The following is a 12,984-nucleotide window of genomic DNA, read 5'->3' as shown; positions in this document are numbered from 1 at the left end:
CCTCGACCACCCCACCACCCCCCAGCACGACGTGCACTCCGCCACCGAGCTGACCGGAGCCCGCCACGGGGCGCTCGGGGTCGTCGACCCCGAGCGCCCCCGCCTCACCGAGCTCTTCACCTCCGGCATGACGGACGAGGAGCGGCAGCGGACCGACTGGACCGGCCTGCTCGGAGACCGGCCGGAGACGCCCGGCCTCCTCGGCGTCCCGATCCGGGTCCACAGCGAGGTCTTCGGCCGTCTGTGCCTCACCGAGAGGCCCGTGGCCCCCTTCACCGAGGAGGACCGGACCCTGCTGCGGGTCCTCGCCTCCCAGGCCGGGATCGCCATCGGCAACGCCCGCCTGTACGAGACGGCCCGGCAGCGGGAGCGCTGGATCGAGGGCGCGGCCGCGGTGACCACGGCCCTGCTCACCGGCGCCTCCGCCGAGAACGCCCTGACGACCGTCGCCGAGCGGGCCCGCGTCCTCGCCGGCGCCTCGGCCGGCGTGGTCCTCCAGCCCACCGAGGAGGGCGGGATGGAGATCGTCGCCGCCTCCACCGCCGACGATCCGGGCGATCTGGTCGGCACGACGATCGCGCCCGGCTCCCCGGTCCTGGTCCAGCTCCTCGGCGGGGAGCCGGTGTTCGTCGAGGACTCGGCGACCGACCCCCGGATGACCACGCACGTACGGTCCCGCTTCGGCCCGTCGATGATGCTGCCGCTGCAGAGCGGCGGGAAGCTCATCGGCACGCTCGCCCTGCCCCGGCGGCGCGGCGGACCGCCGTACTCGGCGGTGGACCGGCTGCTCGCCTCGCAGTTCGCCTCGCAGGCCGCGCTCGCCCTCGTCCTGGCGGACGCGCGGCACGACCGGGAGCGGCTCGCGGTCTTCGAGGACCGCGACCGGATCGCCCGGGACCTGCACGACCTGGTGGTGCAGCGGCTGTTCGCCACGGAGATGATGCTGGAGTCGACCCGGCGGCGGGCCGCCGCGTCCTCCGAGGAGGACGCGCTGCTCGGCCGGGCCGTCGACGAGCTGGACTCGACGATCCAGGAGGTCCGGACGACCATCTTCGCCCTCCAGCAGCCGCCGGCGGACGCGCCGGCCTCCTTCCGGGGCCGGGTGCTGCGCGAGACCGGCGGCGCGGCCGCCCTGCTGGGCTTCCAGCCGTCCGTGCACTTCTCCGGCGCGGTCGACACGCTCGTCGACGAGGAGACGGCGGACAAGCTCCTCGCCGTCCTGCGCGGGGCGCTCGCGGCGGCGCACCGGCGGTCCGGGGTGGGCGCGATCACGGTGGAGGTGTCGGCCGGGGACGGCGGCGCCCGGCTGCACGTGGAGGACGACGGCGCGCCGCCGACGACGGTGACCTGGCCCTGACCCCTCGTACGGAGCAGTCCGGCGCGCCCGGCCCCTCCCCCGGATCTTGACTGATGACGTGACCACCGAGACCACTCCCCCGACAGCGGCGGCCTACCGCAACCTGGTGACGGCCACGATCGGCTTCACGCTCACCTTCTGGGCCTGGAACCTGATCGCGCCGATCGCGAGCTGGTACGGCGACCGGCTCGCGCTCAGCTCCTTCCAGCAGTCCCTGCTCGTCGCGGTGCCCGTCCTGGTCGGCTCGGTCGGCCGCATCCCGGCCGGGGCGCTGACCGACAGGTACGGGGCGAAGCTGATGTTCCCGCTGGTGTCGGCACTGACGATCGTCCCGGTCCTGCTCCTGACCGTGGTGAAGGACAGCTACGGCCTGCTGCTGGTCGTCGGCTTCCTCCTCGGCCTCGGCGGCACGACGTTCGCGATCGGCATCCCCCTGGTCAACTCCTGGTTCCCGCCCGCCAAACGGGGCCTGGCGCTCGGGGTGTTCGGCATGGGCATGGGCGGGGTGGCGCTCTCCGGCTACTTCACCCCCCGGATCGCCGAGCACGGCGAGAACCTGCCGTTCATCGTGGTGGCGATCGCGCTGGCCGTGTACGCGGCGCTGGCCGCGTTCCTCATCACGGACCGCCCGGACCGCCCGGTCCCGACGGCCTCCCTGGCGACCCGCCTGGGCTCGGCGGCGCGGCTCCGGGTCACCTGGGAACTGGCGGCGCTGTACGCGATCGGGTTCGGCGGCATCGTCGCGTTCGGCGTCTACCTGCCGACGTACCTCAAGACCTGGTACGAGCTCGACCCGACGGACGCGGGCACGAAGGCAGCCGGATTCGCCCTGGTCACGGTCGTGTTCCGCCCGATCGGCGGCTGGCTCTCGGACCGCGTCCACCCGGCGCTCGTGACGTCCGCCGCACTCGGGACCGTCGCCCTGCTGGCGATCGTCCAGGCCTTCGACCCGCCCCTCGACCCGGGCGGCACGACGGCCCTCCTGATCATGGCCGCCGGCCTCGGCACCGCGAGCGGCTCCGTCTTCGCCCTCGTCTCCCAGGTCACCCCTCAGTCCGAGGTCGGCAGCGTCACCGGCATCGTCGGCGCGATGGGCGGCCTCGGCGGTTTCCTCCCCCCGCTCGTCATGGGCACGATCTACAGCGCGAAGGGCTCCTACTCGATCGGCTTCATGCTGCTGTCGGACCTGGCGCTCGCGGGGTGCGTGTACGCGTACGGCCGCATGCGGGGGCTCCGCCGGGACGGCTCGGAGCCGGACCCGGAGCCGGCCGAGCTCACGGCGGGCCGCCCGTAGGAACGGTTCTAGCCGCCCACTCCCAGGAAGCGCAGCACGGCCAGTACCCGGCGGTGGTCGGCGTCCGCCTTGGGGAGGTCGAGCTTGGCGAGGATGCTGTTGATGTGCTTGGCGACCGCGCTCTCGCTGACCACGAGCTGGGCGGCGACGCCCGCGTTGGAGCGGCCCTCGGCCATGAGGGCGAGCACCTCCCGTTCGCGGGCCGTCAGCCGGTCCAGCGGATCGCTCGACCGCCGTACCAGCAGCTGGGCGACGACCTGCGGGTCGAGCGCGGTACCACCGTCCGCCACCCGTCGCAGCGCCTCGATGAACTCCTCGACGTCCGCGACCCGCTGCTTGAGCAGATACCCCACGCCGCTGGTGTGGGCGGCGAGCAGGTCGGCCGCATAGCGCTCCTCGACGTACTGGGAGAGGAGCAGCAGGGCGGTCGACGGCCTGCTGCGGCGGATCGACAGCGCGGCCCGCACTCCCTCGTCCGTGAAGCCCGGCGGCATCCGGACGTCCACCACCGCGAGGTCGGGCCGGTGCTCCTCGACCGCGGCGAGCAGGCCCTCGGCGTCGCCCGCCTCGGCGGCCACCTGGAAGCCGGCCATCTCGACCACCTTGACCAGGCCCATCCGCAACAGCACCGAGTCCTCGGCGATGACCGCACGTCGCACACGGGGCTCCTCCCGCCCGGCACCCTTCAGCTCTGACACGGCAGATCCACGCTCATCATGGTCGGTCCCCCCACCGGACTGCTCATCCGGAACGTTCCGTCGACTGACCGCACGCGCTGGGCGAGTCCTGTCAGGCCGCTTCCCCTGCCGGGGTCGGCCCCGCCCAGGCCGTCGTCCGCGATCACCACCCGCAGTATCCCGCCCAGCCGGGTGACCGTCACATCGGCCCGGGTCGCCTCGCGTGCGTGCTTGGCGACGTTCGTGAGCGCCTCGGAGACCACGAAGTAGGCGACCGCCTCGACCGCGGGCGCCGGCCGGCGCGGCAGGTCCGTCCTCAGCCGTACGGGCAGCGGAGCGCGGGCCGCGAGTCCCGACAGGGCCGCGTCCAGGCCGAGTTCGTCCAGGACGGCGGGGTGCATCCCGCGCACGAGGCTGCTCAGCTCCTCGATCGCCTCCTTGGCCTCCCGGTGCGCCGTGTCGATCACCTCGCGCGCCTCGGGCGGCAGGTCCACGAGCGTGGCCTTGGCGATGCCCAGGTTCAGCGCGAGCGACACGAGTCGCTGCTGTGCCCCGTCGTGCAGGTCCCGTTCGATGCGCCGCCGTTCCGCGTCCGCGGCGTCCACCGCGCCGGCCCGGCTCTCGGTGAGGTCCTCGACCCGCCGCGCCAGGTCCTCTTCCCGGCTGCGGCCGAGCAGGGCGGGGACCACCTGGCTCTCCAGGCGTACGAGGGCGGCGGCCAGGTACGGGACGGCGGCCAGCACGAGCAGCCCCACGACGGAGACGTACGCGGCCTGCGTGGCGGACTCGGGGTGCTCGATCCGCCATTTCCAGGGGATCGCGTAGACCCACACCGTGGTCAGCGAGGTGGCCAGTCCTGCCGGGATCAGTGCCACCACCAGTGCTTCGAGCGCGCCGAACAGCGTCCCGGCCAGGGAGTGGTAGCCGAACTGGCGCCACAACCGCCGCCGCCCGGGGCGGGGGATGTCGATGCCGAGCAGCCGCCGGAAACGCCGGCACTGGGCCACGGTCAGCGCCGGCACGCAGAACGCCGTCACCGCCAGCACGAACCCCAGGACGATCGGCGCGCTGTCGTCCCCTCCTTCGACGGTCTCCCACACGAGGCCGAAGACCACGAACAGCAGGAACCCCATGAGGAGGTGGAGCGGCGCCCCCAGGGCGAGGAAGGACGCGTCGCGTGTCAGGCGGGTGAGCGCTCGCCGCAGCCGGGTCCGGATCTTCATGCCCCCACCGTAGGCGCCGGGCTCCGAGGCCTGCCATGAACCTGTCGTCCGCATCGGGGGTGCAGCCAGTGCCACCCCGAGACGGACAACGGTGTTACTGACTCCGGAGGGCGGCGGAAGGAGGGTTGATCACGAGCCCGACGGCCGGGTTCCTGGCACCGGAAGGGACCTCCGACATGGCCCTCGCCCCCCTCGTCCCTCTGACGGCCGACGGCAGTCGCCCTTCTCCCGGCATCCCGCGCCTCGACCGCGCCTGTCGCCTGCGGGGCCGCGCACTCGTGGGCGCGGGCCTCGCCCTGCTGCCCTGGCTCGGCTACCTCGCCGGTACGCTCCCGCCCGCCGAGGCCGCCGCCTGGGTCACCCTCGACGCCCTGGAGGCCGCCGCGCTGCTCACCGCCGGCAGCCGTCTGCTGCGGGGCGACGCCCGGCACCGCGCGCCCGCGGCCGCCGCGGCCGTGCTCCTCCTCGCGGACGCCTGCGTCGACCTCGCCACCGCCGCCGCAGGACCGGACCTCGCCGTCGCCGTCGCCATGGCCGTGCTCGCGGAAATCCCCCTCGCGGTCCTGTGCGCGGTGACCGCCGCGCGCCCGTCCCGGACCCGGCCTCGGCCATCGGCCACGCCGCACCCCCGGCACGGGCAGAATTCCTCCTGGTAGCCCCCGCCCTCGACGACCCGAGGAGTACGACCGGTGAGTGCGCTCTTCCCCGCCCTGGCGGACCCGTCCGACCGCCCCGCCCTGCGCGTCGGCTCCGACACCCTGACGTACGCCGAGCTGGCCCGCGCCGCCGGGTCCCTCGCCGGGCGCCTCGCCGGGGCGGACCGGGTGGCCGTCTGGGCCACGCCGACCGCCCGGACGGCCGTCGCCGTGATCGCCGCCCTGCTCGCCGGCGTGCCGGCCGTACCGCTCAATCCGCGCACCGGAGAGCGGGAGTTGGCGCACATCCTGGGCGACAGCGCGCCCGGCCTCGTGCTCGCGGGCCCGGAGGACGAGCTGCCGGGCGGGCTCGCGGCGATCCCCCGGGTCGACGTGGAGCTCACCGGGCCGGACGACACTCCCCCGGCGGCGCCGGTCGATCCCGAGGCGACCGCGCTCGTCGTCTACACCTCCGGAACCACCGGCCCCCCGAAGGGCGTCCTCCTCTCCCGCCGGGCGGTCGCCGCGTCCCTCGACGCGCTGGCCGAGGCCTGGTCGTGGACGGCGGACGACGTCCTCGTGCACGCGCTGCCGCTGTTCCACGTCCACGGGCTCGTCCTCGGGATCCTGGGCCCGCTGCGGCGCGGCGGCGAGGTCCGGCACCTGGGCGGCTTCTCCGTGGACGGCGTCGCGCGGGAACTCGGCGCCGGGGGCGGCACGATGCTGTTCGGCGTGCCGACCATGTACCACCGGATCGCGGACGCGCTCGACGCGGACGACCGCCTCGCGGACGCCCTGGCGGGTGCCCGGCTCCTCGTCTCCGGGTCGGCCGCGCTGCCGGTGCACGACCACGAGCGGATCGCGGCGGCGACGGGGCGGACGGTCGTGGAGCGGTACGGGATGACCGAGACGCTCATGAACACCGGCGTGCGGCCCGGCGGGAGGCCCCGGCCCGGGACCGTCGGCACCCCGCTCGCGGGCGTGGAGCTGCGGCTGGTGGAGGAGGACGGCTCCGTGCTGGAGGAGCTCGACGGGGAGACGGTCGGCGAGGTGCAGGTGCGCGGCCCGAACCTCTTCTCCGGGTACCTCAACCGGCCGGAGGCGACGGCGGCGGCCTTCGACGACGGCTGGTTCCGCACCGGTGACATGGCGGTCCGGGAGGCGGACGGCTCGGTGCGGCTGGTGGGCCGGAAGGCGACGGACCTGATCAAGAGCGGCGGCTACAAGATCGGGGCGGGCGAGATCGAGAACGCGCTGCTCGACCACCCCGGCGTCCGGGAGGCGGCCGTCACGGGCGAGCCCGATCCGGACCTGGGCGAGCGGATCGTGGCCTGGGTGGTGCCGCAGGACGGGGAGAAGCCGCCGGCGGAGGCGGACCTCGCCGACCACGTGGCGGGGCTGCTCGCCCCCCACAAGCGCCCCCGGGTGGTCCGCTACCTCGACGCCCTCCCCCGCAACGACATGGGGAAGGTGCTGAAGAAGGCCTTGCCGGGCGCCCGTTGATCCCCGGGGAACCGGGGCGCCCGTCGCGAGGTCAGGGAGTCGGGTCGAGGGCGTCGTAGCGGCGGAATCCGCGCCCGTACAGGGCGAGGAGGCCGATCGCGACGACGCAGGCGATCCCGCCGCCGGTGATGGCGACCGCCGGTGAGGTGAGGTCGGCGACGGAGCCCGCGAGGAATTCACCGAGCCGGGGGCCGCCCGCGACGACCACGATGAAGACGCCCTGGAGCCGGCCGCGCATCTCGTCCGGGGCGGCGACCTGCATCATCGTGTTCCGGAAGATCATGGAGACGGTGTCGGAGTAGCCGGCGAGGGCGAGCAGGAGCAGTCCGAGCCAGAGGTTCCGGGTCAGCCCGAAGACGGCGATGGCGGTGCCCCAGGCGGCGACGGCGAGGAGGATCGCCTGCCCGTGGTGGCGGATGCGGCCCTGCCAGCCGGAGAGGACCCCGCCGAGGAGCGCCCCGAACGCGGGCGCGGCGACGAGGAGTCCGGTGGTCTTCGCGTCGCCGCCGTACCAGAGGACGGCGACGGCCGGGAACAGGGCGCGGGGGTGGGCGAGGATCATCGCGCAGAAGTCCGAGAAGAACGTCATGCGCAGATTGGGGCGGGTGGCGAGGAACCGCAGCCCGTCGAGGACGGAGGCCCGCTTGCCGCCGGTCCGCTCCGGGAGCATGGACGGCAGCCGCCACATCGCGTACAGGCTCGCGGAGAAGGCGAGGAAGTCGACGAGGTACGCGGCCTGGTAGCCGGCGAGGCCGACGATGAGGCCGCCGAGGCTCGGCCCGACGAGCGTGCCGAAGGTCATGACCATCGAGTTGAGCGCGTTGGCGGCGTGCAGCTGCTCGGGCGGCAGGAGCCGGGGGATCATCGAGGAGCGGGCGGGCGCGTTGAGCGCGGTGCACACGGCCTGCAGGGCGACGATCCCGTACAGGAACCAGACGTGGTGGAAGCCGGTGAGCGCGGCGCCGGCGAGGGCGGCGGAGAGCGCGGCGGAGCCGCTCGCGCTGGCGAGGCCGAGCTTGCGGCGGTCGACGGTGTCGGCGATGGCGCCGCCGTACAGGCCGAAGACGACGAGCGGGACGAGGGAGAAGAGCCCGACGAGCCCGACGGCGAAGGGCGAGCGGGTGATGTCGTACACCTGGAGGGAGACGGCGAGCGACGTCATGCCCTGGCCGACCCAGGAGACGGCGCTCCCGAACCAGAGGCGGCGGTAGTGCGCGGAGGTGCGCAGCGGGGTGAGGTCGGCGAGGACCTTGCGGCGGTCCCGCTCCGGCTCCTGCTTCCGTTCCTGCTCCCGGCTGTCCTGGGTGGCGGTCACGCGACGTCGTACCGCAGCTCGGGGCGCTCCCAGTGGATGCGTCCGGTGGGCGGCACGGTGCCGGTGCGGACGGCGCCGGTCCGCAGGTAGAACTCCTCGGCGGGCGGGTGCGCGACGACCCGCACGGAGGTGAGCCCGGCGGCCCTGGCCTGCTCGGTCATGTGCTCCATGAGGAGCCGGCCTATGCCGAGTCCCTGGGCCGCGTCGGCGACGAACGCGAGGTCGAGTTCGGCCTCGTCGAGGAGGAGCGCGTAGAACCCGAGCACGCGGCCGTCGTCGCCGTCGTCGACGGCGACGTGGACGGGGTGGTGTTCGATGTACGGACCGCCGACCTGGTAGCCCTCGACCATGGCGGCGTAGTCGCCCCGGTAGGCCCCGGAGGTCCGGACGAGCCGGGTGAGCCGCTTGGAGTCGTCGGCGGTGGCGCGCCGGATGCTGATGTCGGACATGGATCGAGTATAGGAGCGAGCTCCATACCCGCTCCTTACAATTTGATGAACGCGAAACGGAGGCCCTACCGCTCCGTGAGCCGCATCGGCTGCGGTCCCGGGGAGAGGACGAGGCGCGGGACCGGGCGGGGCGGGCGCGGGGAGACCGGGGTGAGCCGCCAGCGCGAGGCGATCGCGGCGAGCGCGAGGGTGGCCTCGACCGTGCCGAACGCCTCGCCGACGCACCTGGTGGCGCCGAGCCCGAACGGCAGCCAGGCGTCCCGTGGCACGTCCCCCGCCGCCCACCGGCCGGGGTCGAAGCGCGCCGGGTCCGGGAAGAGTTCACGGCGCCGGTGGAGCAGGTAGAGGCAGCAGATGACGATGGAGCCGGGCGGCAGCGTCCGCCCGGCCAGCTCGGTGGCGCGGGTGACGGTGCGGGTGATCGCCCAGGCCGGCGGGTAGAGGCGGAGCGCCTCGCGCACCACGTCGCCCGTGTAGGGCAGCCGGGGCAGGTCGGCCCGGGTGACCGGGCCGCCGGACAGGGCCGTGTCGAGCTCCTCGTGCAGCCGGGCGGCGGCCTCGGGGTGGTCGGCCAGGAGGCGCAGGGCCCAGGCGAGGACCGAGGAGGTGGTCTCGGCGCCGGCCAGGACCAGGGTGGCGACCTGGTCGCCGAGTGCGGCGTCCGACAGCGCCCGGCCGCGCTCGTCGCGCACGGCGAGCAGCAGCGAGAGGGCGTCGCCGTGGTCCGTCCCGCTCGCCCGGTACGCGGCGATGATGGCGGCGACGCCGGTGCGCCAGCGGGCCAGGGCCCGGCGGTAGCGGCGGCGGTCCGGGGAGGGCACCCGGTCGACGGCGGGCGCCACGACCCGCGTGTAGACCCCGCGCAGCAGCACTTCGAGGGCCTCGCGGAGCTCCTCGGCGGCCCGTGGGGCGATCCCGGCGGAGAACAGGGTGCGGACGGCGACGGCGGTCGTGAGCCGGAACGCCTCCTCGGTGACGTCGACGACCGCCCCGGGACGCCAGCGGGCGGTCAGGGCCTCGGTCTCGGCCGTCATCACGTCGGCGTACCGCTCCATGAGGGCCGGCCGGAAGGCGGGCCGGAGGACCCGCCGCTGGTCCCGGTGCTCGGCGTTCGGGCAGGTGGCGAGCCCGTTGCCGAGGAGCGCGCGGACCTTCTCGTACAGGATCCCGCTCCGGTCGAAGGAGCTCCGGTCGGTGAGGACGCGGCGGACGAGCGCGGGATGGGTCACCACGTGGGCGGTCCGGGCCCCCATCCGCACGCGGACGACGTCGCCGTGGCCGGGCAGCGAGTCCAGGAAGGCCAGCGGCCGGGTGGCCAGATGGGGCAGGTGCCCGAGCAGCGGCCAGGCGCCGGGGGCCCGACCGTGCCGGGGGGCGGACGTGGGGCTCACGACACCCCCGCCCCGTCGGCGGTGCGCGCGAACGCACCCGTCTCCGCCCGCCGTTCGTACTCCGCGAGCGCCGCCCCCCAGGCTTCGGGAAGGAGTTCGGCGCCGGCGAGGGCGCGGTCGGCGAGGAAGGTGACGTGGAGGCGGCGGCGGTGGGTGGTCCAGGCGACGAAGAGCGGCTGGCCCGGGACCATGACCGGCAGGGCGTACACCCCGGTCGCGGGGGTCCCGGCGAAGCCGAGCGGCCGGCGGACCCGGAGGTCGGCGACGGCGAGCGGGGTGTACCGGGCGTCGATGCTGCGGGAGAGCGTCAACCGTCCGATTCCGTACGGGAGTCCGCGCAGGATCACCCGGTGGGCGTCGGCCAGGCGGGCGAGCCGCGTGTGGTCGAGGGCGCGTCCGAGGCGGTCGAGCCGCCGGGCCGGGTCGGGCTCGCCGCAGGGGAGGTCGATCCCGGCGACGGCGACCCGGTTGCCGAGCAGGGGGCGGGGGTCGTCGGGGTCCCGGACACCGATCCCGAGGTTGGCGCGCAGCGTCCGGCCGTGGCCGGGGCCGTGGGGGGCCCAGGCGTCGGGGTGCCAGGCGCGCAGGACCTCGGTCGTGAGGGCCAGGCAGAGCTGCGGGACGGTGGCCCCGGTCAGGCGGCCGAGCGCGTGCAGCCGGGCGGTGTCGACGTCGGCGAACGCGGCGGCGTAGTCCTGGGCGGGCGGGGTGTCGAGGGCCGGCCACCAGGTGACGCGGCGCGGCGGCCGGAACTCGGGGAGGACGGCGGCCCAGGCCACGGGCCGGGGCTCCCGGAAGGTGAGGGCCCTGGCGCGCGGCGGCTCCTCGGGGCCGAGGAGCCGCTCCAGGGTGGCGACGGCGGCCGCGCCGTCCTGGAAGGCGTGGTGGGCCCGGTAGCAGAGCGCCCACCGCCCCTCGCCCGCCCGGCGGACGAGCCGGATCGCCCACAACGGCCGGTCGCGCGGCAGGGGTTGCCGCAGGAGTTCGGCGACGGTCGTCAACAGGTCGCCGCCTCCGGGTAGCTCGTCCAGGTGACGGTCGGGGTCGAAGCCGGGGTCGGGCTCCCAGTACGGGCGTCCCCGGCCGTCCGCGAGCCGGTGGGCCAGCTCCGGGAGCAGGCCGACGCGACGCCCCAGATGATCCAACACCCGCTCCCGGGAAGGCGGTTCGCCCTCGAAGACGACCAGCCCGCCGAGGTGCAGGGCGGAGTCCGCCGCGTGCAGCGCCGCCACGTCGAGGGAGAGCCGGTCGAGCACCGCGAGCGGCACCGTCGCGGAGGACCGCCTCGGATCTGAAGATCGCATAGGGCGCTACGATACGTCATCATGCAATCGCAAAGCGTGACGACCGCCGTGACGGACGGCATGCCTCCCGACCTCCTCGACGACGCGGCCGTGGCGGCCTGGACGGCCTCCGGAGCCCCCCTCGTCGACCTCCTCCGCCAGGCGCACACCCCCGGCCGGCTGACCGGATTCCGCCGCGGCGGCCGCACGGCGGTCCTGGTCACGGAGCCCCGGCACGTGCACCAGGTGCTCGGCGTCGGCGGCGACCGGTACGTGAAGCGGTCGCACCGGGCGAGACCCCTCCTCGGCGACGGCATGATCACCGCCACGGGCGAGGCCTGGCGGTCCCAACGGAGGCTCCTCCAAGCGATGTTCACCGGCCGGGGCGTCCAGCGCTGGGAGCACCACATCGCGGGGGCGGCGGCGAGCGTCGTCGACCGCTGGGCGGAGCTGGCCCGCCGGGGCGAGCCGACGGACATCGCCGAGGACGTGCAGTTCTTCACCGTCGACACGATCTGGCGCTCGCTCACCGACCGGCCCCTGGACCGGGAGACGTACGTCGACCTGGCGGCCGTGCAGGACATCGTCGCCGCCCTCCCCGCCGACGTGGGCGGCGCGGCCGCGCTGCCGCCGCGGGTCGAGGCGGCGATCGGCGCGCTCGACGAGCGGATGCTCCGGGCGCTCGCCGACGCCCGGGTCCGCCACCGGGCGGACGGCGCCGGGGTGAGCGTCCTGGACCGGCTGCTCGACGCGGCCGGGACGGATCCCGCGTACACGGACCGGCTGATCCGCGACGAGCTCGTCACCCTGCTCGTCGCCGGGTACGAGAGCAGCGCCCGCACGCTGACCTGGGCGTTCGTCCTGCTCGACGCGCACCCGGAGGTCATGGAGCGGGCCTCGGGCGATCCGCGGACGGTCGAGGCGGTGCTCTCCGAGACGCTGCGGCTCTACCCGACGGGCTGGCTGCTGCCCCGGCACAGCCCGGCGGACGAGACCCTCGACGGCTGGGCGGTCCCCGCCGGCACGGACCTCCTCGTCTGCCCGTACCTCACCCACCGCGACCCGGAGGTCTGGCCCGATCCCGAGGTGTTCGACCCGGGCCGCTTCCCGGCGCGTTCGCCGCTGCCGCCCGGCGCGTACCTCCCCTTCGGCATCGGCCCGCGGGCCTGCCTCGGGACGCGGTTCGCGATGCGGGAGATGGAGGTGCTGCTCGGCGCGCTGCTCGCCCGGTTCCGGGTGGAGACGGCCGGACCGGCGGGCGAGGCCGTGTTCGGCATCAACCTGCGCCCGGCGGGCCCGCTGCCCGCGCGCGTCCACGAGCGACCGTGAACGCGCCCGCCCCCGGCCCGTACGACCCCCCGGGGTGCGCCCCCGAACGCGTCGACTACGTCGACCCCCGGGACCGGGTGGTGGCCCAGGGCGGACGGGCCGCCGGGCCCCCCGCCGGACTGCTCCGCCGGTACGCGGCGACCGTCTGCACCGACCGCGCCGGCCGGGTCCTGCTCTACCGGCGGACCCCCTCCGCGCCGGCCTACCCGGGCCACTACGACGTCCTGGTCGGCGGGGCGGTCCGCAGCGGCGAGGAGTACCGCGCGGCCGCGCTCCGGGAGCTCCGCGAGGAGCTGGGCTGGGAGCGGGCGCCCGGCCTCGCCGAGGCGTACCGGATCCGCGTCGACGATCCGCACGGCGCCTGCTTCCTGACGGTCCACCGCTGGACGGCGGACCGCGCGCCCCGGCCCGATCCCCAGGAGATCGCCTGGTGCGGCTTCGTCGCGCCCCTCGCGGTCCTGACCGGCGGCTACACCCCGCTGGTCCCGGCCGGCGCGGAGGCCGTGCGGCGCCTGTTCCCCCACTGAC

At 75.3% G+C, this 12,984-nt stretch carries 12 protein-coding genes; 6 read left to right on the top strand and 6 right to left on the bottom strand.

All coding sequences use genetic code 11. The features are described 5' to 3' along the window. Both ACFYUS_RS35360 and ACFYUS_RS35355 read left to right on the top strand, forming a co-directional pair. Window positions 1–1,357, top strand: a 1,357-nt coding sequence (locus ACFYUS_RS35360; RefSeq protein WP_388861706.1) for a GAF domain-containing sensor histidine kinase, incomplete at its 5' end; no start/stop codon positions are given. 58 nt (window positions 1,358–1,415) lie between these two features. Beyond that, window positions 1,416–2,651: a nitrate/nitrite transporter gene (locus tag ACFYUS_RS35355; RefSeq protein WP_388861704.1), complete on the top strand. Its 1,236-nt coding sequence runs from the start codon at window positions 1,416–1,418 to the stop codon at window positions 2,649–2,651. Between the two features lie 8 nt (window positions 2,652–2,659). Here ACFYUS_RS35355 and ACFYUS_RS35350 read toward each other — a convergent pair whose 3' ends face one another. Both ACFYUS_RS35350 and ACFYUS_RS35345 read right to left on the bottom strand, forming a co-directional pair. After that, the gene (locus ACFYUS_RS35350; protein ID WP_388861702.1) at window positions 2,660–3,310 is read right to left on the bottom strand and encodes a response regulator; all 651 of its coding nucleotides are present in this window, start codon (window positions 3,308–3,310) and stop codon (window positions 2,660–2,662) included. 26 nt (window positions 3,311–3,336) lie between these two features. After that, window positions 3,337–4,551 carry a histidine kinase gene (locus ACFYUS_RS35345; protein WP_388861700.1) on the bottom strand — a complete coding sequence of 405 codons (1,215 nt, stop codon included), beginning with the start codon at window positions 4,549–4,551 and terminating at the stop codon, window positions 3,337–3,339. A gap of 176 nt (window positions 4,552–4,727) precedes the next feature. Between ACFYUS_RS35345 and ACFYUS_RS35340 the strand changes: the two genes are divergently transcribed. Beyond that, the gene (locus tag ACFYUS_RS35340; protein WP_388861698.1) at window positions 4,728–5,207 is read left to right on the top strand and encodes a hypothetical protein; all 480 of its coding nucleotides are present in this window, start codon (window positions 4,728–4,730) and stop codon (window positions 5,205–5,207) included. Window positions 5,208–5,240: 33 nt separating this feature from the next. Continuing rightward, a complete protein-coding gene (locus ACFYUS_RS35335) occupies window positions 5,241–6,689 on the top strand; it encodes an acyl-CoA synthetase (RefSeq protein ID WP_388861696.1) in 1,449 nt (482 codons plus the stop codon). 31 nt (window positions 6,690–6,720) lie between these two features. Here ACFYUS_RS35335 and ACFYUS_RS35330 read toward each other — a convergent pair whose 3' ends face one another. The 4 genes from ACFYUS_RS35330 to ACFYUS_RS35315 all read right to left on the bottom strand — a co-directional run bounded on the left by ACFYUS_RS35330 (window position 6,721) and on the right by ACFYUS_RS35315 (window position 11,148). Then, window positions 6,721–7,917, bottom strand: a complete 1,197-nt coding sequence (locus tag ACFYUS_RS35330) for an MFS transporter (protein WP_388861878.1) — start codon at window positions 7,915–7,917, stop codon at window positions 6,721–6,723. 83 nt (window positions 7,918–8,000) lie between these two features. Continuing rightward, window positions 8,001–8,453: a GNAT family N-acetyltransferase gene (locus ACFYUS_RS35325; RefSeq protein WP_388861694.1), complete on the bottom strand. Its 453-nt coding sequence runs from the start codon at window positions 8,451–8,453 to the stop codon at window positions 8,001–8,003. Window positions 8,454–8,518: 65 nt separating this feature from the next. Continuing rightward, window positions 8,519–9,844: a cytochrome P450 gene (locus tag ACFYUS_RS35320; RefSeq protein ID WP_388861692.1), complete on the bottom strand. Its 1,326-nt coding sequence runs from the start codon at window positions 9,842–9,844 to the stop codon at window positions 8,519–8,521. Further along, the gene (locus ACFYUS_RS35315; protein WP_388861690.1) at window positions 9,841–11,148 is read right to left on the bottom strand and encodes a wax ester/triacylglycerol synthase domain-containing protein; all 1,308 of its coding nucleotides are present in this window, start codon (window positions 11,146–11,148) and stop codon (window positions 9,841–9,843) included. The genes ACFYUS_RS35320 and ACFYUS_RS35315 overlap by 4 nt, the downstream gene beginning before the upstream one ends. Window positions 11,149–11,169: 21 nt before the next feature. Between ACFYUS_RS35315 and ACFYUS_RS35310 the strand changes: the two genes are divergently transcribed. Further along, the gene (locus ACFYUS_RS35310) at window positions 11,170–12,456 is read left to right on the top strand and encodes a cytochrome P450 (protein WP_388861688.1); all 1,287 of its coding nucleotides are present in this window, start codon (window positions 11,170–11,172) and stop codon (window positions 12,454–12,456) included. After that, window positions 12,453–12,983, top strand: coding sequence for an NUDIX domain-containing protein (locus ACFYUS_RS35305; protein ID WP_388861686.1), 531 nt, complete (start codon window positions 12,453–12,455; stop codon window positions 12,981–12,983). The genes ACFYUS_RS35310 and ACFYUS_RS35305 overlap by 4 nt, the downstream gene beginning before the upstream one ends. Window position 12,984: the final 1 nt, after the last annotated feature.

Origin of the sequence: Streptomyces sp. NPDC004284 (assembly GCF_042874035.1) — a bacterium.
In the GTDB taxonomy this organism is placed as follows: Bacteria; Actinomycetota; Actinomycetes; order Streptomycetales; family Streptomycetaceae; genus Streptomyces.
The sequence above is the reverse complement of the archived record's forward strand: the minus strand, read 5'-3'. Positions and strand labels throughout refer to the sequence as shown.